The organism is Nocardioides conyzicola (genome assembly GCF_039543825.1).
Lineage (GTDB): Bacteria > Actinomycetota > Actinomycetes > Propionibacteriales > Nocardioidaceae > Nocardioides > Nocardioides conyzicola.
The window spans coordinates 1290757-1309831 of the sequence record NZ_BAABKM010000002.1 but is presented as its reverse complement, the minus strand read 5'-3'; the positions used below and the strand labels follow the sequence as shown (position 1 = coordinate 1309831).

Below are 19075 nucleotides of genomic sequence, written 5' to 3'. Positions count from 1 at the left end.
GCTCACAAGGGATCGGCGATGGCCTGGATCCGGGTGGTCGCCAGCTGGATCATCAGCTGGGCGGCGGGGGAGAGGGTCGCGCCCGCGCGGTGCACGATGGCGAACATGTCGTACTGGCGCGGCCGCAGCGACACCCAGCCCGCCTTCGGCGCGAGCCGGGGGATCAGCTGGACGGCGGCGCCCTTGGGGATGACGGAGTCGGCGTACCCCATCCCGACCAGCTCGACCGCGGTCTCGACGTCCTCGACCTCGATCCGGGTCTGCGGGTTGCGACCGGTCTCGTGCATCATCTGCCGCAGCACCCGGCGGGTGGAGTCGTCGGCGCGCCAGGTCGTCTCCGGCATCACCAGCGACGCGAGCGAGAGCCGGTGGGCGGTCACCGGCGTCTCGAGGTGCGACGGGTCGGCGCTGATGTAGACGAGCTCGTCACGCGCCACCGGGGTGACCTCGAAGCCCTCGCTGCTGACGGACGGTACGGCGATCATCGCCGCCTCGATGCGGCCGCGGCGGAGGTCCTCCTGGACGTCCGTCGAGTTCTGGCCGATCAGCTCCACCCGCACGCCGGGGTAGCGCGACAGCACGTCGGCGACCAGCCCCGCGCCGGCGTACAACCGGGCGGTGCCGAACATCCCGAACCGGATCGTCCCGGTCTCAAAGCTCTTCACCCGCCGGACCGACTGCTGGGCGTCCTCGACGGCGGCCAGCACCTTCTCCGCGTGCGGGCGCAGGGTGTCGGCGACCGTCGTCGGCACCACGCCGCGGCCGACCCGGCGGAAGAGCTGCACGCCGAGCGACTTCTCCAGCGAGCGGATCTGCTCCGACACCGACGGCTGCGCGTAGCCGAGCTCCTCGGCCGCGGCGGTCAGCGACCCGTGCTCGTACGTCGTCAAGAAGCAGGTCAGCTGATGCAGGGAGAGCACGATCACACCTCTAGGTAGAACCTTGGCTTGTCGAAGGAAACTAAGGCTACCCCTATGTCTACATCCGTTGCAGGATGGAGGCATCGACGGCGGCATGAGCCCCGTCCCGGAGATCGAGAGTGAGGTCCACCATGTTCGACCACCAGTGCACCGCGTGCGAGAAGCGTCAGCTCATCTTCCCGAGCCAGGTGACCTCCATGGTCAACACCGACGCCGGGATCGTCGTCGCCTTCACCTGCTGGTGCGGCGCCGAGCAGGCCCTGGTCACCGGCAAGAAGACCGTGTCGACCTCGAAGGTCGCGCTCGCCGCCTGAGCCCCTCGGCTCACCCGCACCACCCGCCGTACGACGTAGTCGCGTTCGTCGCCCGGTCGGGGCCCGTGCCCGGATCTGTGCGATCCGGGCATCGTGCATTTCGAGGCCCGACGTCGAGGTCGATGCCGGTTTCGCAACCGGGCTCGGCCCTCCCTATACTTTCCCGGGTTGCCCTCGGGCAGCACGCCGCCTTAGCTCAGTCGGTAGAGCATCTCACTCGTAATGAGAAGGTCGTCAGTTCGATTCTGACAGGCGGCTCCACCACAGCCCCTGATCCGCGCAGCCGCGGGCGGGGGCTGTTGTCGTCGGTGCACCCATCGACGGCGCTCATCGACCAGGGGGACCGGCGGCCCCCGGTCCCGGGTCCTTGGTCCCTGGGAGAGGTGCGTCGTCGTGGCGGACGGTGGAGTCAACTGGAATGGAGACCCACCATGGACACACCCCGACCGGTCGTCGTCGCCGTAGGCCGACGTGGCTCCGGCGCCGCCCTCGAGTACGCCGCGCTCGAGTGCCTGCGCCGGGGCGTCGGCCTGCACGTCGTGCACGCGGCCGGACCGGGCGAGGGGGACGAGGAACGTATGCGCGACGGCGCCGCGGTCGTCGCTGCGGCGCTCGACGGGGTCGCGGACCTGCTCCCTGCTCGGGTGCCGGTGACCTCGACGCTGGCGCTGTCGGCGGCCGTCCCGGCCGTGGTGGCCGCCGCGACGGAGGCACCTCTCGTGGTCGTCGGGCGCTGTCCGGAGTCCCGGTGGACCCACCCGTACGTCCGGTCGGTGACCGGTGGGGTGGCCGCCCGCGTCCCGTCGCCGGTCGTCTCGGTCCCGGACGACTGGCCCGGCGGCACCCCGCGCGTCGTCGTCGGTGTCGACGACCCCGAGGACAGCGCCGAGGTCCTGCTCGAGGCCTTCGCCGCCGCCTGCGCCCTCGGCGCACGGCTGACCGTCGTGAGCACGTGGTGGCGGGCGCCGGGGACGGGCGATCGAGCCCTGTCCCAGGTCGAGGACCGCGCCCGATCGGAGCACCTCAGCGACGCGATCGAGCGGGCGCTGGCCGACCTGCGGCCGGCGTACGACGACGTCCCGGTCGAGGTGCAGGTCCGCAACGCCCGGCCCGGGGAGGCCCTGATCGAGACGTCCGCGGGTGCCGCGCTGTGCGTGCTCGGCCGGCACGACCCCCTGCTCCCCGTGGGCTCGCGGCTGGGTCCGGTGGCGCGCTCCGTGCTCCGCGAGGCGTCCTGTCCCGTGCTGCTCGCCGCGCCGCGGCACGCGCATCGGGTCCACAGCCAGCAGGCCCGTCTGGCCTGAGCGGTGGTCAGACCAGGCCGCGCAGCCGGGCGACGAGGGAGTCCTTGACGGCCTGGGTGATGGCCGCCTCGAGCTGGCGGTTGAGGTCGCCCTGGTCGTCGAGGTTCGCGAGCAGGGCCCGCAGGTCGAGCTCGTCGATCGCGCGGGTCAGGACGTCGTCGGTCTTCAGTGCGGCGTCGATCACGGAGTCGGGGATCGCGCGGACCAGGGCCTCGAGGAAGCGGTTGAGGCCGGCGTTGTCGAGAGCCTCGTCGGCCAGCTCGGACGCCGGCGGCAGGGACCCCTCCTCGTCCATCTGGTCGACGGCAGCGAGCAGACCGGAGCGCAGGGCGTCGATCTCGGCGTCCGTCCGGGTGCCGCCCTGCGCGAGCTCGAGCGTGAGCGCCTCGCGGCTGACCCCGAGCTGGCAGGCCGCGTTGTCGAGGCCGATCAGGACCAGCCGCTCGGTCAGGGCGTCGATGCCCTCGGACTGCGACGTCACCGTCCGGGCCGCGCACGGGTCGGACGGTCGGAGCGGCTCGAACTCCCCGCCGCCGTACGCGACCTGGACCGAGAGCACGCCGCCGACCAGGACCAGCGCGAGAGCGGGCAGGCCGGCGGCGCGGAGACGGGCGTTCACGACCGCCGCCGCCCGCCGGGGACGACCACGGCCAGCAGGGCGAGCAGAGCGAGGCCGGCGCCGACCAGGAACGAGTCGCGGAAGGCGCGGGTCGCTGCGCTCTCCAGCTGTACGTCGAGGTCGCGCTCGAGCTGCGCGGCCGCGGCCCGGGACCCGGGGGCGAAGTCCGCGGCGACGAAGGCGTGGTGCAGGTCGGGCACCTGGCCCTGCTGGTCCGCGAGCTCCCCGCCGAGCGCCTGGGCCAGGGCGACCTTGTCGTCTGCGGGCAACGGGGCGTCGAGCACGAGCGACGTGATCGCCTCCTGCGCCGGGACCTGGGCGTCCTGGAGGTCTCCGGTGAAGACCGGCGTCAGGATCGCCAGCCCGACGACCACGCCGAGGTGGCGGGCGCTGATCGTCCAGCCGGCGTGCTCGACCCGGGGGAAGCGCAGGTGCAACGCCTGCGCGGTGAGCCGGTCGACGGTCAGGCCGAGGCCGAGGCCGACCAGGGCCTGGGGCGCGACCGTCCAGCCGAGCGCCGCGGAGGGCAGCAGCGCCAGGCCGACCAGCCCACCGGCGACGAGGAAGCATCCCGTCGCGACCTCGACCTCCCGCGGACCCGGCAGCAGCCGGGCCAGCGGGCGGGCGGCGACCGCAGCGACGGGGACGACGGAGACGGTCAGCGCCGCGGCCGCCGGCGAGTGCTGCCAGCCGTCGACGAGGAGCAGCACCAGCAGGAACAGCGCCGCCGTCAGCGCCGCTGACAGCAGGGCGAGGGTCAGGTTGGGACGGATCGCCGGTCGGTGCCGGTCCGAGGCGGGCACGAGGACGGCGCGGACGGTGAGGGCGGCCGGAACCGCCAGCACCGCGACCGGGACCTGCACGACGAAGATCGACTGCCACGAGATCGCCTGGGTGAGCAGCCCGCCGACGACCGGCCCGGCGGCGGTGCCGATGACGCCGGCCGTGACCCAGGTGGCGATCGCCCGGCGCTCGCCGTACAGCCCGACCAGGAGCTCGAGGCACCCGACCAGCGCCAGGGCCCCGCCGAGCGCCTGCACGCACCGGGCGGCGATCAGCACCTCGATCGTCGGCGCCACCGCACACCACGCGGAGGCGGCGGCGAAGACCGCGATGCCGGCGGCGGTGAGGATGCGCGGCTGCCCGCGGTGGAAGAGCAGGGCCGCCGGGACGGCGACGAGCCCGAGCACCAGGTTGAACGAGATCAGCACCCAGGCGACCTGCGCGACGGTCGTGTCGAGGTGCCGGAGGATGTCGGGCAGGGCGAGCGTCACGACCGCGGAGTCCGCGAGGACCATCGCCACGGTCACCGCGAGGAGAGGGCCTACGGCGCGACGCACCGGGTCATCCTCGCAGCCCTCTACTCCGACGGCGTGCGGAAGTCGGCGCGGTCGATGGCGCGTTTCAGGATCTTGCCGGACGGGCCCTTGGGCAGCGCGGGAAGCACCTGCACGAGATGGGGCACCTTGTAGGCGCTGAGCCGCTCCTTGGCCCAGGTGCGGAGCTCGTCGGTCGGGAGGGTGGCGCCGTCGCGGAGCACGATCGCGGCGGCCACCTCCTCGCCGTACGTCGGGTCCGCGACGCCGACGACGGCGGCCTCGACGATGTCGGGGTGCTGGTAGAGGACCTCCTCGACCTCGCGCGGGTAGACGTTGTAGCCGCCACGGATGATCAGCTCCTTGAGCCGGTCGACGATCCGCAGGTCGCCGTCCTCGTCGAGGGTGCCGAGGTCGCCGGTGCGCAGCCACCCGTCCTGGATCGCCTCGGCGGAGGCCTCCGGGTTGCGCCAGTAGCCCTTCATCACGATCGGCCCGCTGACCCACACCTCGCCGACCTCGCCCGTCGGCACAGGGCGGCCGTCGGGGTCGCGCACCTCCAGCCGCATGCCGGGTACGGCGCGGCCGACGGCGCCGACCTTCGGCTCCTGGTCGTGGGGCGTGGAGGTCGCCCACCCGGACGTCTCGCTGAGGCCGTAGCCCTCGCGGATCCGGACGCCGAAGCGCTCCTGGAAGGCCCGGATCGCCTCCGCCGGCAGGGACGCCCCGCCCGACGAGGCCATCCGGAGCTGCGTGAAGTCGTCAGGGCTCCAGTCGCCGGGGTCGTGGAGCATGGCGTTCCACATGGCCGGCACGCCCGAGACGATGGTCAGGCGGTGGTCGCGGATCATCGCGAGCAGCCGGCCCGCGTCGAACGGGTGCAGCAGCGAGACCGGGGCGCCGAGGGAGATCGCGATGTGCAGGACGATCAGCTGTCCGTACACGTGGAAGAGCGGCAGCGCCGTCCCCACGCGGTCGTTCGCCGGGTCGAAGGCGAGCCGCTGACGGGCCGCCTCGACCAGCGCGAAGATCCCGCTGACGCCGAGCTCGGCACCCTTGGGGCGCCCGGTCGTGCCCGACGTGTAGATGATGATCGCGGTCTCGTCGCCGGCGCGGTCGACGGGCTCCGGCAGCGGCCGCCCCTGCGGCCAGTCCGCGAGATCGCCCAGTGTCCACAGAGGTACGCCGCGCTCGGCTGCCGCCCCGGTCGCCGCAGCAGTCGACTCGTGCCACGCCACCACCAGCGAGGCGTCGGCGTCCTCGAGCACGTAGCCGATCTCCGGCGCGGTGGCCATCACGTTCATCGTGATCAGCACGGCTCCCGCCGCGTGCAGCCCGTAGTAGGCGGCGACGAACTCGGGCACCGTCGGCGCGATCAGCACCACCCGGTCGCCCGGCCGGATGCCGGCGTCGACGACGCGGCCGGCGTACGACGCGACCAGGCCCCGCAGCTCGCCGTACGTCATGGTCTCGTCGCCGGCGCGGACGGCGACCCGCGCCGGGTCGTCGGTCGCGTGCTCGAAGACGGCGTCGGCCAGGTTGCTCATGTCCCAGGTCTACCTCGTGCCTCCTGGCGATGGCGCGCGACCCGGCCGGCAGCCCCCTCTAGGGGTGTAGCGGGGGTGGTGGGCCACCCGTAGCGTCGAGAGCAGCCGGGACGGGTCCCAAACAAGTGCCATGGTCCCGGGTCGCTTCACACATTGTGGGACCCAGATGAACCTCTTCTCAGCACTCGCTCTCCATTCGCCCCATGCGCACCTCGTCCTGAAGGGCGAGCTCGATGCCTTCAGCGCGATCCGGCTGCAGGACCGCCTCGACGAGGCGGTCTCTTCCGGTTGCTTCTCGTTCGACGTCGACCTCGACGCGGTGTCCTTCGTCGACGCCGGCGGCCTGAGCCTGCTGGTGCGGCTCAGGAACAGCGTCATGCCGCACGGCGGTGCGGTCTCGGTGGTCGCGGCCAGCGGACGGTTCCGCAAGGTCGCCCGCATCGCGGGCCTCGGTCACGCGTTCGACCTGCACCTGCTCCCGGACGACTCCGCCGCGCCCCGCCTCGAGAGCGTCGGGTAGCGACCGCGCGCGCTGGGGTCGGTCGGCAGACTGGTCCCATGTCCACCGCCCGTCTGGTCACGACGTACGCCCCGGCTCGTCCGGATGCGGTCGTGCTCGTGCTGCACGGCGGCGCGTCACGACCAGGCAGTCCCGCCGTCAGCCCGGCCCAGCTGTCCGTGCTGCGGATGGTCCCGGTCGCGCGTCGGATCGCGCGGGCCGGTCGCGGGCGGGTCGCCGTGCTGCGCCTGCTCAACACCCACCGTGGCTGGGACGCCTCGCACACTCCCGTCGACGACGTCGCCTGGGCGCTCGCCCAGGTGCGGGAGCGGTACGGCGACGTCCCCGTCGGACTGGTCGGTCACTCGCTCGGCGGCCGGGCGGCGCTGCTGGCCGGCGCGCTGCCGGGTGTCCGCACCGTCGTCGCGCTCAACCCGTGGGTCTACCCGACCGACCGCGCCGACCTCACCGGACGAGACGTGCTGGTCGTGCACGGCACCGACGACCGGGTCGCCTCTCCCGAGCGCGCGCGGGTCGTCGCGTCCGCGATCCCCTCTGCCACCTTCCTCCCGGTCGAGGGAGGCAAGCACGCCATGCTCCGGCACGGCTCTCGCTTCGAGCGTGCCGCTACTGACTTCGTGCTGTCGTCGTTGCTGGGGTGCGTGCGGGACTGAGGGCCGAATCCCGGCGGCCTGCGGGTCCGCTCGGGTTGGCCGCCGATAGGCAGCTACGCGGGTACGGCGGGTGGTGGGTTGCGGTCGGCGCCCGGCTCTCCGGTTGCTTGAACGCTCGTACGAGGAGCTCCACAGGCGCACCCGTCGGGTGTGGATGAACGCCGATGATCGTGATCTTTTCGTTACCCGCAACCCTGTGGATAAGGCCTTCTGAGGCCTCTGACTGTCGGTGGCCAGTGCTTGGCTTGTCACATGACAGCGATGACCACGCCCCACCACCAGGTGGCCTCGGCGACCGCGCGGATGCGCGGGATCGTCGACGCCCTGGTGGACGCGTCGGTGTGGTCCATGTCCTCTGGCGAAGCGGCGTCGACGCTGGTGGAGCTGACGAAGCTCGAGGCCCAGGTCGTCGAGCTCCGCGCCCGGGTCGCCCGGCACGCCGACGAGCTGCAGGTCGGCACCGAGACCGGCGCGACCTCCACCGCGACCTGGCTCGCTCATCAGACCCGGCTCACCCGGTCGGAGGCCCACCGGACCGTGAGCCTCGGCTACGACCTGGACACCCACGACGTGGTCCGAGACGCCCTCGCTGCAGGTGACCTCCGCCCGGAGCAGGCGCAGGTCATCGTCCGGGCGGTCAAGGAGCTGCCCGACGATCTGGACACCGACCTGGTGATCCGGGCGGAGCGTCATCTCGTCGAGGCGGCTGCCGAGCATGACGCGAAGACCTTGCGGATCCTCGGCCGTCGCCTGTTGGAAGTGGTGGCGCCGGACCTGGCGGACCAACACGAGGCCGACCTCCTCGAGAAGGAGGAGGCCAAGGCCGCGCAGGCGATGCGGCTCACGATGACCGACGACGGCCACGGCAAGACCCACGCCCGGTTCACCCTCCCGACGGTCCAGGCCGCGATGCTCAAGAAGATGCTGCTGGCGATTGCGGCACCGAAGCATCAGGCCGCGACCCACGGCGCCGGCGTCGTACGACGCCCGGGTCCTGAGCGGATGGGCCGCGCGTTCGCCGAGCTCATCGAACGGATCTCCGCGAAGGATCTCCCGAGGGTCGGCGGCACCGACGCCACGATCGTGATCCACATCGACGTCGACGTGTTGACCGGCAAGCTGCAGAAGGCCGGGGTGCTCGACACCGGCGAGCGCATCAGCCCCAGCCAGGTCCGCCGGCTCGCGTGCACGGCCCGGATCCTCCCCGTCGTCCTCAACGGCAAGTCGGAGATCCTCGACGTCGGCCGCGCCAAGCGGTTCTTCACCAAAGCCCAGCTCACCGCCATGGCCATCCGTGACGGCGGCTGCGTCGCCGACGGGTGCGACTGGCCACCCTGGATGTGCCACGGGCACCACTGGCAGAGATGGGCCGACGACGGCGACACCGACCTCGACAACGGCGGCTTGCTCTGCCCCCGACACCATGCAAGAGCCCACGACCCGACCTACGAGACCACCCATCAACCCACCGGCAAAGTCAGCTTGCACCGCAGGTGCTAGGCCGATTGCCCCGACGCACTCTCACGCAGATGTGCGGGCGACGGTTCGCACGGGGACTACCGTCTCGTCGATGTTCGGAAAGCGGTCGCAAAGCCGACCAGCGCGGGATCCAACTGCCGAGAGCATCGAGGTCCTGCTGGGCGATGCGGCGTCGCGCCACCCTGCGGGCACTTGGCAGGGACGCGCTCAGCATGCCCTGACCATCTGTGCCTGCGTCACGCTCAATCAGTCGCCCGACTGGATCATCTTCGACACGGTCGACGGCATCGGGTGGCGGCGCTGGCCCGACGATCTCCCCGACGAGGAGATGGTGCGTGCACCGCTCGAGGCAGGTGGTCACGCCGATCCATTCGACTTGCTTACTTGGCTACAGGGGAATGCCTCGGATCCGTGGGCGAGTGGTGACGGAAACGGTCACCCGGAGGTCGTCGAAGCGTTGCAGCGGTGGGTCATCAACGCCTGATCAGACCGCACTGACCTGCCGCTGATATCGCGAGGTCAAGCCGATGATCGGTCACCCCAGTGCAGCACACGCTTTGGCACGTGCTTGTGTCTTGAGGGTCTGACGAACGGCTTCGTCGGCGTCGTCCTGCAGGCCGATCTCAGACACCGGGATGGCGTAGCGAGCGATCTCGAAGTCCGCGCTTGCCAGCGACTGCATCTGCCGAGCAGCGGACGCTAGGAGAGCTGCGGACCCAACCAGAAGAGAAACGCCACGAACTCGACGATCAGGACCACGATCACGACGGTGCCCCCAGCCAAGACCCCGACGCCGACGTCCTTCGACGAACCCTCCCGACTCCGCAGCCAGAACCCAAGGATTCCGGTCGTGATGAGGACTCCAGCGATGACGCTCCCGGTGCCGTGACCGGCGTTGCCGAGCGCGACCAAGATGGCCAGCAACGCAATCGTCGTCACGATCGTCGCAACCACACGTGTTGCCAACGATCCAGAGTTCATCGAGCTCCCATTGCCACTGACCGGCGAGCTGACGGCGGAGGTCTGCGCAGTCGGCAGTCCATGGGCGAGATCGTCTCATCCTGGACACCCGGCGACAGCCGAACGCACTCTTCTGCCGCGGAGCGGCGACGAGACGACGGGCTAGCCGGGGTGATCAGAAGTAGCTCTCGGGCAACGTGCTCAGCCATGCGCCGAAGCCCAGGACGAGACCGATCCGCCCGATGACGATCAGCCCGACGACGACGTGCGCGCTAGGAGCGGCGTACCCGCCGGCGCAGCTGCCAGATCCGGAGCAGCCCGGCGACGGCGGTCAGGAGGATGCCGCCGACGAGTGCGATCAGGAGAGCGACGGCGAGCGGGGTGGTGCCGTCCCATGCGAGGAACGACACCTCGACCCTCTGGGTGTTCTGGGCGATGAAGACGATGAGGAGCACCAGCAGCAGGCCGAGCAGGACGAGTGCGCCGAACGCGCCGCTCGTGCGGGACCGGCGCAGCGGGTCCTGGGGACGCGGCTGGTCGGGCTCGACGTCGGGTTCAGGTGCTGCGTTCGGATCGACCATGGGTGGTCGGTACCCGATCGCGGCCCAGGTACGCCGTAGGTCAGCGACCGGCGACGGCCGCGGCGACGTGGTCGGCGAGGGCCTCCGGCGTACGCGCGTCGAGCAGGTCGGAGACGAAGGCGTACTTCACGCACGCGGTCGCGATCTTCTGCAGCAGCGCGAGGTAGCCGACGGAGTCGTCGCCGGGTGCGGCGATGAGCAGCACCAGGCGGACCGGCTCGGACCCGGACGAGAAGGTGACCGGCTCGGGCAGGCGGGCGACAGCGACCGACGGGGTGGTCACGGTGTGGCTGCGCGCGTGCGGCATCGCGAGGCCGCCGGGCAGCACCGTCGAGCCGAGCGCCTCGCGCGCGAGGGCCGCGTCGACGAAGACGTCGACGTCACTGATGCGGCCGGCGTCGTGGAGCAGGGCGGCGAGGGAGCGGATGACCGTGGCGCCGTCGGCGCCGAGATCCTGGTCGAGGCTGGCGATGTCCGGTGCGCTGACCGGCGAGGAAGTGTCGTTCATGGCCCCACGAGCCTAAGGCACGCGTGTTTCAGTCCCGAGTCCGCCGCGGGGCCCGACGCTCGTAGGCGTCGTTGAACGCCCGGAGCCCGCGGGTCAGGTCGCGCGCACCGTCGGCGCCCATCTCGGCCAGCACGGACCGGTAGAGGTCGGCATGGATCGCCGAGTCGTGCTCGTAGAGCCGCCGGCCCTCGGCCGTCGGCCGCACCGGCTTGCTGGGGCTGTCGGGCACGGAGAAGCGCTCCAGCAGCCCGGCGCGTACGGCGGCGTTCACCTGTCGGTTGATGGTCGACAGCTCCAGGTCGAGCTCGTCGGCGAGCTCGCGCAGCGTGCGGGGCTCGTCGTCGGAGAGGATCCACAGCACCTTGAACGCCGACATGTCGAGCTCGGTGCCCTCGACGTTGGTGTGCCGACGGCGGCCCACCCGCATCAGCTCGTCGGCGAGGTCGGTCAGGAGCGACTGCTCGGACCGTGTCGATCCAGCCTTCCCGGCCATGACCCTCCTCGTGGTGATCCGTGGATGTGACCCATGCTACCCGGACGTGTGCACGATACATATGTAAGATGCACATGGCTCGGCACCCCGAGCCGCAGAGCTTGGAGGAAGAACCTGTGACCGACACCGTGAAGACCGCCAGCGACGCGGAGCCCCTCGTCGTGCAGGAGCGCTCGTCGGCGTTGCTCACCGTCATCTTCCTGTGCTTCAGCGGCATGAGCGTCGCGCTGATGCAGACCCTGGTCATCCCGATCCAGTCCGAGCTGCCCCAGATCCTGAACACCTCGGCCGCCAACGCGTCGTGGGTCGTCACGATCACGCTCCTCGGTGCCGCGGTTGCGATGCCGATCGCCGGCCGCCTCGGCGACCTCTTCGGCAAGCAGCGGGTGCTGGTCGGCAGCTCGGTGCTGCTGCTCATGGGCTCGCTGCTCTGCGCGCTCTCCGACTCGCTCGTCCCCGTGGTCGCGGGCCGCGGCCTGCAGGGCCTGGCGATGGGCTTCATCCCGGTCGGCATCAGCCTGATGCGCGAGGTCGTCCCGCCCGCGATGGCCACCACCGCGGTCGCCGCGATGAGCGCGACCCTCGGTGTCGGCGGTGCGATCGGCCTGCCGCTGTCGGCCTGGATCGTGCAGACCGGCGACTGGCACGCGCTCTTCTGGGTCGCCACGGGACTCGCCGTCCTGGTCGGCCTCGGCTCGGTCTTCGTCGTGCCGCACGTCCACGACGGCCACGAGGGCACCTTCGACTTCGGTGGCGCCGTCGGTCTGGCGATCGGTCTCGTCTCCCTGCTCGTCGGCATCACCAAGGGCAACACGTGGGGCTGGACCTCGGGCCGCACGCTCGGGAGCATGGCGCTCGGCCTGGTCGTCCTGCTCGCGTGGGGCTGGTTCGAGCTGCGCCAGAGCCAGCCGCTCTGCGACCTCCGCGTGACCGCCCGTCGGCCGGTGCTGCTCACCAACATCGCCGCCGTCGCGGTCGGCTTCGGGATGATGGCCCAGGCGATCGTCTTCCCGCAGCTGCTGCAGCTGCCGGAGGAGATCGGCGGCCTCGACCAGACGCTGCTCGCCGCTGGACTCTGGATGGCGCCCGGTGGCCTGATGATGCTGGCCTTCGCGCCCGTCGCCAGCTACCTGATGCGCACCTTCGGCGCCAAGTACGCCCTCGCGCTCGGCGCCGCCGTCCTCGGCTGCGGCTACCTGCTCTCCTTCTTCCTGATGAGCGCGCCCTGGCAGGTCCTCGTCGCGTCGCTGATCTGCTCCGCCGGCGTGGGCATCGGGTACGCCGCGATGCCGACGCTGATCATGGACGCCGTCCCGATGAACGAGGCCGGCTCGGCCGTCGGCATCAACGCGCTGATGCGCTCCGTGGGTACGACGGTCGCGGCGGCCGTGATGGCGGCGATCCTCACCAGCTCGTCGACCGGGATCCCGACCGAGGGCGCGTTCAAGGCCTGCTTCCTCGTGGCCACGATCGCCGCGGTGGCCGGCGGGCTGCTCGCGCTGACCATCCCGAAGGTGAACCGGGCCACCCTCTGAGCGACCCGTAGGTGCCGCTCGACGTGACCCGGGTGGGTCATGGCGCGCGACCGGGACCGGGCGGAGGGTGAGAACGCCCGTTCTCACCCCGCGGAGGTCTCGACATGCCGTTGCACCGGATTGCGTTGTGCGGGGTGGCGCTCGCGTCGCTCGTGCTCACGACGGGCCTGAACGCCCCGGCGGGCAGCGCGGCACCACCCGACCGCGAGCGTGGGGGACCGGGCAGCTGGACGAAGATCTCCGTCGGCGGCAGCGGCATCACCTACACGTCGAGCCTCCACCGGACCGCGGACGGCGTCCTGCACGTGATCTACCCCAAGGGCAGCGGCGCCGCCGACCAGCTCGGCCACGTCTCGATCAGCCCGAGCGGGGCTGTCATCCAGCAGAACGACGCGCTGCCGTCCGCATGGGCCGCGATGGACCTGACGCCCGCCCTGGTCGGGACGGCGGACGGCGGACTGCGGGCGGTCTTCGGCGGGATCCAGAGCGTCGACCCCGGCTTCTGGTCCGACGGGCGCATGTACACCGCGACCGCGCCGGCGAGCGGCGCCTCGTGGACACTGCCGGCGGAGGCGGTGGGCACGACCACCTCGGCGGTCGACAGCTACGGCACCGGGGCGACCACCCTCGCCGACGGCACCCCGGTCGCGGCCTGGCCGCTCAACTCCAGGATCACCTGGCACGTCGGGACGGGCTCGGACCCCGACCAGTCCTTCGACCTGCCCTACTGCTGCGCCTACGACGTGTCGGTGGTCCGCGACGGCGACGACGTGTGGCTCGGCTGGTACGGCAACGGCAGCACCGCCGCCACCAACGGCATCTTCGTCCGGAAGATCTACCCGACCGCCGGCGCGATCATCAAGGCGCCGCAGTCGAGCGTCGGCGCCAACTCACCGCGGCTCGGCCAGGTGGCCCTCGCGGCACGGACCGGCGGCGGCGTGTACGCGGCGTACTGCGTCGGCTACCCGACCTGCGACCACATCGGGCTCTGGAAGGTCGGCACCAGCAAGGTCACCAAGGTGCCGCACAGCAAGTACGTCGACCACCTCGCGATCAGCCCCGGCCCCAGTGGACGTCTGTGGATCGCGTGGTCCGACAACATCCCCAAGATCCAGACCATCCGCACCGGTCGGAACGGCTCCGGCATGGGTGCCGGGCAGCGGCTGGGGATGCCGCACGGCACGGACTCGGTCTACGACGTCGCGATCGACGGCACCACCGGGCGCGGCGACGTCGTCATCCAGGTGGGCAACGGCTTCTGGCACACCCAGGCCTTCGCCGGGCTCACCCTCACGGGCAAGCCCGGCGCCTGGAAGCACGGGAAGAAGCGGAAGGTGACCTTCGCCGTGACCGACGCCGGCGACGCGGTCGCCGGCGCCAAGGTCAAGGCCGGCTCCCGCACCTGCACGACCAAGGGCAACGGGAAGTGCACGATCACGTTCCCGAAGGCGACCAAGAAGGGGAAGGTCACCGTCCGCGCCACGCGCAACGCGTACGGCCCGGCAGTGCTGGTCCTGAAGGTGAAGTGACCCGCCGGGTCAGCTGACGGCCGGCGCCGGTCGCGGCCGGCCGTTGTGGAAGAGGTCGACCAGCTGGTCCTCGGTCCAGGTGGGGGACAGCAGGGCGAAGACCTCGCCACCGTTGCGGGTCGGTGCGTCGACGTAGATGGCGTGGTCGCCGGAGTCCGGGTCGACGCCGACCCATGCCTTCACGCCCTCGGGCGCATCGACCGGCTTCGCGTCCGCGGGCACGGTCACGTGCATGTCGCCGTAGAGGTCGTCGGCGAGGCCGTCCCCGGCGGCGTGGCGGTAGCTGAACGTGAAGCCCGCGACCTCGACCTTCTCGGTCACCAGCCTCGGAGCCGTCGGCGTCGTCGGGGCGACGGACGCGGTCGGACCGCCCGCGGTCGGGGGTACGGCGTCGTCGGTCCCGGACGCCGACGCCCAGACGACCGCCAGCGCGGCGACGACGGCGGCGCTCGAGGCGAGCGGTACGCCGACGGTGGTGATCGCGCTGCGCGGGGCGGGCACCCGGCCGGCGTACTGCAGGTCGCCGGAGGCGTCTCGGAAGGCGCCGCCCAGCTGGCGGCTCAGGTCGTCATCGGTCAACATCGGCGTTCTCCTTCTGCGGGGTGAGCGCGACCCGGAGACGGTCCAGGGCGCGCGAGGTCTGTGACTTGACGGTGCCGGTCGAGCACCCGAGCGTCGCCGCGGTCTCCTCGACCGACAGGTCGTCGAAGTAGCGCAGCACGAGGACCGCCCGCTGCCCGGACGGCAGCTGAGCGGTGGCCCGCAGCAGCTCGTCCCGGTCCAGCAGGCCGTCCACGACGCCGATGGAGGCCGTCGCCTCGGCGCCCTCCAGGGGCGCCTCCGCGGGCCGGCGGGCGAGGTCGCGCCACCGGTCCTTGCTGAGGTTGACGACGACCCGGCGCGCGTACGCCTCGGGTTGTCGCCGTGCGGTCCGCCACCGGCGCGCGGTGCGCAGGAGGGCGGTCTGCACGAGGTCCTCGGCGTGGCCCCGGTCGCCGCACAGCAGGTACGCCGTACGGACGAGCCGGTCGGCCGAGGTCGCGACGAACTCGTCGAACGCGCGTCGGTCCCGGCTCGGGATCATCGGGGTCCCCGCGAAGTTGTTCGGAGGAGCGAAGCGGGGGAGAAGAACTTCGTGGGGTGAATCATGGCTGGCTCCGTCTGGTCACACCTGTCTAACTCCGGGTGGAGGTCCTAGGTTGTCAGCCGTGATCCTCGACGACTTCCGCCTCACCGACCAGGTCGCCGTCGTGACGGGCGCGGGCGCCGGCATCGGCCGGGCCATCGCCGTCGCGTTCGCGGAGGCGGGTGCCGACGTGGTGGTCGCGGCGCGCACCCTCGGCGACCTGGAGGAGACCGTGCGGCAGATCGAGGCGACCGGCCGCTCCGGGCTCGCCGTGGTCACCGACGTCATGATCGAGGACGACCTGGAGCGCCTGGTGACGAGCGCCGTCGCGCACTTCGGCAAGCTCTCGATCCTGGTCAACAACGCCGGCGGCAGCGGGCCCCGCCCGGCGATGCAGACCTCGGCGCGCTACCTGACCACGGCGCTGCACTTCAACGCGGTCGCGCCCTTCCTGCTCAGCAAGCTCGCCGCCCAGGCGATGGTCGACACCCAGGGAGGGGGCTCGATCGTCAACATCTCGTCGCGCTCCGGCGACCTCGTGATGACGTCGATGCTCGCGTACGGCGCGGGCAAGGCGGCCCTCAACATGATCACCCGCGACCTCGCTGCCGACCTCGCGCCGACGGTGCGGGTCAACGCGATCGGCGTCGGCGGCGTGGCGACCCAGGCGATGGACTTCGTGATGTCGGACGACGCCCTGCGCGCGACGTACGAGCAGGGCACGCCGATGGGCCGGATCGGGCAGCCGCGCGACATCGCCGCCGCGGCGCTCTACCTCGCCTCGCCCGCGTCGTCGTGGGTCACCGGTGTGGTGCTCCGGGTCGACGGGGGCACGACGGCGCCGTCGTTCGACATCCCGGTGCCGCCCCTCGCCCCGTCCGGCGACTAGCCTCCGAACATCCCCATCCAGGCCTCGGCCTCGGGCGTCATCCGGTCGTGCTGCGCGGCGACCCGGCACCACTTCTTCACCGCGCGCAGGAAGGTCGTCGGGTTGTAGATGTCCTCCTCGCACGACCAGAGGCCGTTGCCGGCGTACGTGAGGATCGTGATGTTGCTGGCGCCGTGCGGCTGGCCGTCGCCGGGGTCGTGCAGCTCGTTGTAGACGTCGCAGACGATGCGGCCGCGCTCCTCGTCCACGAGGTACCACGTGATCGGGAAGTGCGGCATCTCGCTGCCGGGGAAGGCCGTCATGGTGCTGGTGATCCAGGTCCGGATCTCCTCGCGGCCGCTGAAGCTGCCGTAGGCGTGCTCGACGTACGTCGCGTCCTCGGTGAAGAGGTCGGCGAACCGGGACCAGTCCCCGGAGCCGGCGATCCGGTCGACCTCGTCCTGGTAGTCCTGGAAGGCCTGCTCGAGCTCCTCGCGGGAGTACGTACTCATGCATGGGGACTGTAGGGGTCTTGCGCGAAAAGTGGAACCTGTTCTAATACCGGGACCATCTGTATCGGAGGACCGGGATGAACGACGGCTATCGCGCGCTGACGATGGTGCAGCCCGGCGAGCCGTGGGTCGAGGTCGCACGGGAGAGTGCGGACCTGCGGCCCGGCGAGGTCCGGGTCGAGGTCCGCGGAGTCGGGGTCAACTACCACGACTACGCCAACGCGCTCGGCTTCATCCCCGGTCCGCTTCCGCGGGTGCCGATGACCGACGGGGCCGGCGTCGTCGCCGAGGTCGGACCGGGTGTCACGGACTGGGCGGTCGGGGACCGGGTGATCAGCACCTTCTACCCGCAGTGGCAGGGCGGTCCGATCACACCGGAGCTCGTCAGCGAGGTCCCGGGTGACACCCATGACGGCTGGCTCCAGGAGCGACGGACCTGCCGGGCGGACGAGCTCGTGGCCACCCCGCCGCACCTGGACGACGTGGAGGCCGCGAGCCTGCCGTGCGCGGCGACCACCGCGTGGAGCTCGCTCGAGCTCGGCGGCATCGGGCCCGGCAGCGTGGTCGTCGCGATGGGCACCGGTGGCGTCTCGCTCTTCGTGCTGCAGCTGGCCAAGGCGCGCGGCGCCCGGGTGATCCTGCTCAGCTCGTCCGACGACAAGCTCGCGGTCGCAGCGACGCTCGGCGCGGACCACCTGGTCAACTACACGACCCACCCCGACTGGCACCTGCAGGTCCACGAGCTCACCGAGGGCACCGGTGCGGACCTGGTGGTCGACGTCGCCGGCGAGCAGACCCTGCCGAGCTCGATCCGGGCCGTCCGGTACGGCGGGACCGTCGCGGTCGTCGGCGTGGTCAGCGGCATGGGCTCGGCGGAGCTCCCGATCACCCACGTCATGCTCCGCAACATCCGCGTCGCCGGCGTCACCGTCGGCAGCGTCGCCGACCACCGCGCCATGGCCGCCGCCGTCGCGGTGGCCGGGATCCACCCGCACCTGAGCCACACCTTCGACTGGCGCGAGGCCGAGGCCGCCATCGCCCTGGTCGCCGCCGCGGGCCACCTCGGCAAGGTCGGGCTCGTCGTACCGCCATCCAGCTGACCCATCGAGCGAGAGCAGGACCCCCATGACCGACGCCGTCATCGTCGCCACCGCCCGTACGCCGATCGGCCGCGCCCGCAAGGGCTCGCTGGTCGACGTGGACGCCTTCCAGCTGGCCGAGGTGGCGGTCGGGGCCGTGCTCGAGCGGTCCGGCGTCGACGCTGCCGACGTCGACGACCTGGTCCTGGCGGAGAGCTTCCAGGGCGGCGGGGTGATCGGCCGCAACGTCGCCGTACGGCTCGGTCTCGACTCGGTCCCGGCCGTCGCCGTCAACCGGCACTGCGCCAGCGGGCTCACCGCGGTCGCGAACGCCGCCGCCTCGGTCCGGGCCGGCATGGACCGCATGGTGCTGGCCGGCGGCACGGAGAGCATGAGCACCCAGCCGATGACCACGAAGCCCGGCCCCGACGGCACGCAGTCCTGGTGGATGTCGGAGCCCAACCCGAGCACCCCCGACGCGCCGGCCTTCGACATGCCGATCACGGTCGGCGAGAACACCGCCCGTCACCTGGGCCTGACCCGCCGCGACGTGGACGAGTGGGCGGCGTACAGCCAGGCGCGCGCGATCGAGTCGATCGACAACGGCTGGTTCGTCGACCAGATCGTCCCGGTGGAGCTGGCGACAGGGTCGTTCTCCGTCGACGAGCACCCGCGCCGGGGGACGACCGTGGAGTCGCTCGCGGGGCTGCCGGTCCTGCGACCCGACCTCGAGGGTGCGACCGTCACGGCCGGCAACGCGGCCGGCCTCAACGACGCCGCGGCGGTGGTCGGCGTGGCGAGCAGCGACTTCGCGGCGGCGCACGGGCTGGCGCCCCTGGCCCGGATCCGGTCCTGGTCCGCCGTCGGCGTGCCGCCCGCCCTGACCGGCATGGGTCCGACCGGCGCGATCCCGAAGGCGCTCGAGCGGGCGGGGCTGTCGCTCGCCGACATCGACCTCTTCGAGATCAACGAGGCCTTCTGCTCGGTCCCGGTCGCCACCGTGCGCAGCCTGGGCATCGACCCGACGATCGTCAACGTCAACGGCAGCGGTGCCAGCCTCGGTCACCCGATCGCCGCGACCGGTGCGCGGATGCTGATCACGATGGTCCACGAGCTGCGTCGTCGCGGGGCGGCGGTCGGCTGCATCTCGATGTGCGCGGCCGGCGGCATGGGCGCGGCGATGGTGGTCGAGATCGTCTGACGGAGGGGCTT

The 19075-nt window shown here is 71.7% G+C and carries 22 protein-coding genes and 1 tRNA gene; 12 read left to right on the top strand and 11 right to left on the bottom strand.

The features are described from left to right. Positions 1-2: 2 nt before the first annotated feature. Positions 3-920: a LysR family transcriptional regulator gene (locus ABEA34_RS09465; protein ID WP_345521002.1), complete on the bottom strand. Its 918-nt coding sequence runs from the start codon at positions 918-920 to the stop codon at positions 3-5. A 131-nt stretch (positions 921-1051) separates the two neighbouring features. Between ABEA34_RS09465 and ABEA34_RS09460 the strand changes: the two genes are divergently transcribed. The 3 genes from ABEA34_RS09460 to ABEA34_RS09450 all read left to right on the top strand — a co-directional run bounded on the left by ABEA34_RS09460 (position 1052) and on the right by ABEA34_RS09450 (position 2538). Further along, a complete protein-coding gene (locus ABEA34_RS09460) occupies positions 1052-1234 on the top strand; it encodes a hypothetical protein (RefSeq protein WP_345521001.1) in 183 nt (60 codons plus the stop codon). A gap of 185 nt (positions 1235-1419) precedes the next feature. Then, positions 1420-1495 (top strand) — tRNA-Thr (locus ABEA34_RS09455). Between the two features lie 170 nt (positions 1496-1665). Continuing rightward, positions 1666-2538, top strand: a complete 873-nt coding sequence (locus tag ABEA34_RS09450) for a universal stress protein (protein ID WP_345521000.1) — start codon at positions 1666-1668, stop codon at positions 2536-2538. A gap of 7 nt (positions 2539-2545) precedes the next feature. On the opposite strand, the gene ABEA34_RS09445 is transcribed toward ABEA34_RS09450, so the two are convergent. The 3 genes from ABEA34_RS09445 to ABEA34_RS09435 are packed head-to-tail and all read right to left on the bottom strand — an operon-like array spanning position 2546 to position 6020. Next, complete coding sequence (locus ABEA34_RS09445) at positions 2546-3157, bottom strand: hypothetical protein (protein ID WP_345520999.1); 612 nt, start codon at positions 3155-3157, stop codon at positions 2546-2548. Then, positions 3154-4497 carry an MFS transporter gene (locus tag ABEA34_RS09440; RefSeq protein ID WP_345520998.1) on the bottom strand — a complete coding sequence of 448 codons (1344 nt, stop codon included), beginning with the start codon at positions 4495-4497 and terminating at the stop codon, positions 3154-3156. Before ABEA34_RS09440 ends, ABEA34_RS09445 begins: the two co-directional genes overlap by 4 nt. A 20-nt stretch (positions 4498-4517) precedes the next feature. Then, the gene (locus tag ABEA34_RS09435; protein ID WP_345520997.1) at positions 4518-6020 is read right to left on the bottom strand and encodes a class I adenylate-forming enzyme family protein; all 1503 of its coding nucleotides are present in this window, start codon (positions 6018-6020) and stop codon (positions 4518-4520) included. A gap of 166 nt (positions 6021-6186) precedes the next feature. Here ABEA34_RS09435 and ABEA34_RS09430 point away from each other — a divergent pair, with 166 nt between their 5' ends. The 4 genes from ABEA34_RS09430 to ABEA34_RS09415 all read left to right on the top strand — a co-directional run bounded on the left by ABEA34_RS09430 (position 6187) and on the right by ABEA34_RS09415 (position 9156). Beyond that, complete coding sequence (locus tag ABEA34_RS09430; protein ID WP_345520996.1) at positions 6187-6540, top strand: STAS domain-containing protein; 354 nt, start codon at positions 6187-6189, stop codon at positions 6538-6540. Positions 6541-6578: 38 nt separating this feature from the next. Continuing rightward, the gene (locus tag ABEA34_RS09425; protein WP_345520995.1) at positions 6579-7193 is read left to right on the top strand and encodes an alpha/beta hydrolase; all 615 of its coding nucleotides are present in this window, start codon (positions 6579-6581) and stop codon (positions 7191-7193) included. Between the two features lie 252 nt (positions 7194-7445). Continuing rightward, positions 7446-8693: an HNH endonuclease signature motif containing protein gene (locus tag ABEA34_RS09420; RefSeq protein ID WP_345520994.1), complete on the top strand. Its 1248-nt coding sequence runs from the start codon at positions 7446-7448 to the stop codon at positions 8691-8693. Between the two features lie 70 nt (positions 8694-8763). Next, positions 8764-9156 carry a hypothetical protein gene (locus ABEA34_RS09415; protein ID WP_345520993.1) on the top strand — a complete coding sequence of 131 codons (393 nt, stop codon included), beginning with the start codon at positions 8764-8766 and terminating at the stop codon, positions 9154-9156. A gap of 215 nt (positions 9157-9371) precedes the next feature. Here ABEA34_RS09415 and ABEA34_RS09410 read toward each other — a convergent pair whose 3' ends face one another. From ABEA34_RS09410 to ABEA34_RS09395, 4 genes are all read right to left on the bottom strand, one after another. Further along, positions 9372-9653 carry a hypothetical protein gene (locus ABEA34_RS09410; RefSeq protein ID WP_345520992.1) on the bottom strand — a complete coding sequence of 94 codons (282 nt, stop codon included), beginning with the start codon at positions 9651-9653 and terminating at the stop codon, positions 9372-9374. Between the two features lie 251 nt (positions 9654-9904). Continuing rightward, positions 9905-10213: a LapA family protein gene (locus ABEA34_RS09405; protein ID WP_345520991.1), complete on the bottom strand. Its 309-nt coding sequence runs from the start codon at positions 10211-10213 to the stop codon at positions 9905-9907. A gap of 40 nt (positions 10214-10253) precedes the next feature. Beyond that, the gene (locus ABEA34_RS09400; protein WP_345520990.1) at positions 10254-10721 is read right to left on the bottom strand and encodes a PTS sugar transporter subunit IIA; all 468 of its coding nucleotides are present in this window, start codon (positions 10719-10721) and stop codon (positions 10254-10256) included. Between the two features lie 28 nt (positions 10722-10749). Beyond that, entirely contained in the window at positions 10750-11214 is a 465-nt protein-coding gene (locus ABEA34_RS09395) for a MarR family winged helix-turn-helix transcriptional regulator (protein ID WP_345520989.1), read from the bottom strand. A 116-nt stretch (positions 11215-11330) separates the two neighbouring features. On the opposite strand from ABEA34_RS09395, the gene ABEA34_RS09390 reads away from it, so the two are divergent. Then, positions 11331-12749, top strand: a complete 1419-nt coding sequence (locus ABEA34_RS09390; protein WP_345520988.1) for an MFS transporter — start codon at positions 11331-11333, stop codon at positions 12747-12749. Between the two features lie 104 nt (positions 12750-12853). Next, on the top strand, positions 12854-14278 hold the full coding sequence (locus tag ABEA34_RS09385; protein WP_345520987.1) for a hypothetical protein: 1425 nt from the start codon (positions 12854-12856) through the stop codon (positions 14276-14278). A 9-nt stretch (positions 14279-14287) separates the two neighbouring features. Here ABEA34_RS09385 and ABEA34_RS09380 read toward each other — a convergent pair whose 3' ends face one another. Continuing rightward, the gene (locus ABEA34_RS09380; protein WP_345520986.1) at positions 14288-14860 is read right to left on the bottom strand and encodes a hypothetical protein; all 573 of its coding nucleotides are present in this window, start codon (positions 14858-14860) and stop codon (positions 14288-14290) included. After that, positions 14847-15362 carry a SigE family RNA polymerase sigma factor gene (locus tag ABEA34_RS09375; protein WP_345520985.1) on the bottom strand — a complete coding sequence of 172 codons (516 nt, stop codon included), beginning with the start codon at positions 15360-15362 and terminating at the stop codon, positions 14847-14849. The genes ABEA34_RS09380 and ABEA34_RS09375 overlap by 14 nt, the downstream gene beginning before the upstream one ends. Before the next feature lie 124 nt (positions 15363-15486). Here ABEA34_RS09375 and ABEA34_RS09370 point away from each other — a divergent pair, with 124 nt between their 5' ends. Beyond that, positions 15487-16293 carry a glucose 1-dehydrogenase gene (locus ABEA34_RS09370; RefSeq protein ID WP_345520984.1) on the top strand — a complete coding sequence of 269 codons (807 nt, stop codon included), beginning with the start codon at positions 15487-15489 and terminating at the stop codon, positions 16291-16293. Here the strand turns inward: ABEA34_RS09370 and ABEA34_RS09365 are convergent. Then, a complete protein-coding gene (locus ABEA34_RS09365) occupies positions 16290-16784 on the bottom strand; it encodes a nuclear transport factor 2 family protein (RefSeq protein ID WP_345520983.1) in 495 nt (164 codons plus the stop codon). The genes ABEA34_RS09370 and ABEA34_RS09365 overlap by 4 nt on opposite strands. 77 nt (positions 16785-16861) lie before the next feature. Here ABEA34_RS09365 and ABEA34_RS09360 point away from each other — a divergent pair, with 77 nt between their 5' ends. Then, positions 16862-17884, top strand: coding sequence for a zinc-dependent alcohol dehydrogenase family protein (locus ABEA34_RS09360; protein WP_345520982.1), 1023 nt, complete (start codon positions 16862-16864; stop codon positions 17882-17884). 25 nt (positions 17885-17909) lie between these two features. Beyond that, on the top strand, positions 17910-19064 hold the full coding sequence (locus tag ABEA34_RS09355) for a thiolase family protein (protein ID WP_345520981.1): 1155 nt from the start codon (positions 17910-17912) through the stop codon (positions 19062-19064). Positions 19065-19075: the final 11 nt, after the last annotated feature.

What these genes read in the sequence shown, in the direction of transcription:
- ABEA34_RS09375 (WP_345520985.1), bottom strand. Translation starts at nt 15,362, where the DNA reads ATGATCCCGAGCCGGGACCGACGCGCGTTCGACGAGTTCGTCGCGACC.
- ABEA34_RS09405 (WP_345520991.1), bottom strand. Translation starts at nt 10,213, where the DNA reads ATGGTCGATCCGAACGCAGCACCTGAACCCGACGTCGAGCCCGACCAG.
- ABEA34_RS09450 (WP_345521000.1), top strand. Translation starts at nt 1,666, where the DNA reads ATGGACACACCCCGACCGGTCGTCGTCGCCGTAGGCCGACGTGGCTCC.
- ABEA34_RS09460 (WP_345521001.1), top strand. Translation starts at nt 1,052, where the DNA reads ATGTTCGACCACCAGTGCACCGCGTGCGAGAAGCGTCAGCTCATCTTC.
- ABEA34_RS09415 (WP_345520993.1), top strand. Translation starts at nt 8,764, where the DNA reads ATGTTCGGAAAGCGGTCGCAAAGCCGACCAGCGCGGGATCCAACTGCC.
- ABEA34_RS09385 (WP_345520987.1), top strand. Translation starts at nt 12,854, where the DNA reads ATGCCGTTGCACCGGATTGCGTTGTGCGGGGTGGCGCTCGCGTCGCTC.
- ABEA34_RS09430 (WP_345520996.1), top strand. Translation starts at nt 6,187, where the DNA reads ATGAACCTCTTCTCAGCACTCGCTCTCCATTCGCCCCATGCGCACCTC.
- ABEA34_RS09420 (WP_345520994.1), top strand. Translation starts at nt 7,446, where the DNA reads ATGACAGCGATGACCACGCCCCACCACCAGGTGGCCTCGGCGACCGCG.
- ABEA34_RS09380 (WP_345520986.1), bottom strand. Translation starts at nt 14,860, where the DNA reads ATGTTGACCGATGACGACCTGAGCCGCCAGCTGGGCGGCGCCTTCCGA.
- ABEA34_RS09365 (WP_345520983.1), bottom strand. Translation starts at nt 16,784, where the DNA reads ATGAGTACGTACTCCCGCGAGGAGCTCGAGCAGGCCTTCCAGGACTAC.
- ABEA34_RS09400 (WP_345520990.1), bottom strand. Translation starts at nt 10,721, where the DNA reads ATGAACGACACTTCCTCGCCGGTCAGCGCACCGGACATCGCCAGCCTC.
- ABEA34_RS09360 (WP_345520982.1), top strand. Translation starts at nt 16,862, where the DNA reads ATGAACGACGGCTATCGCGCGCTGACGATGGTGCAGCCCGGCGAGCCG.
- ABEA34_RS09395 (WP_345520989.1), bottom strand. Translation starts at nt 11,214, where the DNA reads ATGGCCGGGAAGGCTGGATCGACACGGTCCGAGCAGTCGCTCCTGACC.
- ABEA34_RS09425 (WP_345520995.1), top strand. Translation starts at nt 6,579, where the DNA reads ATGTCCACCGCCCGTCTGGTCACGACGTACGCCCCGGCTCGTCCGGAT.
- ABEA34_RS09355 (WP_345520981.1), top strand. Translation starts at nt 17,910, where the DNA reads ATGACCGACGCCGTCATCGTCGCCACCGCCCGTACGCCGATCGGCCGC.
- ABEA34_RS09435 (WP_345520997.1), bottom strand. Translation starts at nt 6,020, where the DNA reads ATGAGCAACCTGGCCGACGCCGTCTTCGAGCACGCGACCGACGACCCG.
- ABEA34_RS09410 (WP_345520992.1), bottom strand. Translation starts at nt 9,653, where the DNA reads ATGAACTCTGGATCGTTGGCAACACGTGTGGTTGCGACGATCGTGACG.